The organism is Vibrio sp. Vb2131, assembly GCF_033338535.1.
GTDB lineage: Bacteria > Pseudomonadota > Gammaproteobacteria > Enterobacterales > Vibrionaceae > Vibrio > Vibrio alginolyticus.
Map to the genome: position 1 here is coordinate 1 of NZ_JAWOSW010000078.1, position 687 is coordinate 687.

The window sequence follows — 687 nt, forward strand, 5'->3', positions numbered from 1 at the left end:
TTTATGTTCTACGTATAGACGCAATCAAATCCTTCAGGACGTGTTTTAAACCGTTTGTGCAACCACATCCACGCAGGAATATCGCGTCTTATCATTTTTTCGAGTTCTTGGTTCAAGATACTTGCCGCTTTCATCGCATTACGCTTTTCAAAATACTCACTGAGGTCTTTCCCAATATACAACGTGTAGTGATGATTCCTGCTCACAGTGACACCTGATATGACCGCGCACTTTGTTGCGTCAATAAGCACACTAGACCCCACTGTGCTCGCAGCTTGTTCAACGGCAAAAAACGGTGCAAAAACAGAATGGCTGGCACCATAATCATGATCAGGTAAATACCAAAGTCGATGGCCATTTTTCAAAACTTTGAGCATTGATTTCACGTCTTTTCGATCGATCATTTGATGCCCAAAACGAGTTCGGCCTCGATGTTGAATAAATTCATAAGCAGGGTTTGAGTTTGGTCGATAAACACCATAGCCTTTGGCAAATTGGCTGAAGATACGAGCGGTTATTTCCAAGTTCAAATGGTGACTACACACCACCAAAACACCGCGACCGTTCTTTTCCTCTGTGAGCAGACGATCTTTGCCAACAATAGAAGTTATGCGATTAATTCGCCAGTCTGGCCAAAACCAAGCGATACCAGTTTCGATGAGTGCCATTCCCGTGTATTGAAAGTTT

At 43.1% G+C, this 687-nt stretch carries 1 protein-coding gene; it reads right to left on the bottom strand.

What is annotated here, in order from left to right:
- Positions 1-8: 8 nt before the first annotated feature.
- Positions 9-687 (bottom strand): LpxL/LpxP family Kdo(2)-lipid IV(A) lauroyl/palmitoleoyl acyltransferase (gene lpxL, locus R7E38_RS22960; RefSeq protein WP_318082152.1); only part of this gene is annotated, 679 nt, incomplete at its 5' end.